Genomic DNA, 554 nt, shown 5'->3' on the forward strand with positions numbered 1-554 from the left:
GCATCTTAATGTCATTTAGGTATACAATACTGCAACAATTAAAGATCACCCGTAGGAAGAAGGCTATGTCGCAACCCGTTTTATCCCAAATCAATGTTTTTCCGGTTAAATCAGTCGGAGGTGTGTCGCTTTCGTCCGCATGGGTAGAAAAACAAGGGTTGAGTTTTGACCGTCGTTTTATGATTGCCAAAGCCGATGGTTCGATGATCACTGCGCGAAAGTACCCTCAAATGGTAACCGTGAAATCAGCGTTGCTTGCCGATGGGGTGGTGTTCAGTAGCTTGGGAATGGAACCACTTAAAATCCGTTATCAAGATTTCAAAATGCAGGAAACACCCGCAACAGTTTGGAAAGATGCCTTCACCGCTTACACGACTACCGATGATGCGGATGATTGGTTTAGTCAGGTATTAGGACAGCGCGTAGAGTTGCTTTTTAGCGGTGAACAATCCAATCGTGTCCGTGAAAGCCTGGGACAAAATGTGAGTTTTGCTGACGGCTATCCAGTGTTGGTGATCAGCCAAGCTTCGCTAGAGGAATTGAACAAAAGAAGT

The 554-nt window shown here is 45.1% G+C and carries 1 protein-coding gene; it reads left to right on the top strand.

Features of this window, described 5'->3' with window-relative positions; genetic code table 11:
• Positions 1-65: 65 nt before the first annotated feature.
• Positions 66-554, top strand: a 489-nt coding sequence (locus R7040_RS29055) for an MOSC domain-containing protein (RefSeq protein WP_318097987.1), incomplete at its 3' end; no start/stop codon positions are given.

The sequence above is a fragment of the Vibrio sp. 1069 genome, from assembly GCF_033340555.1.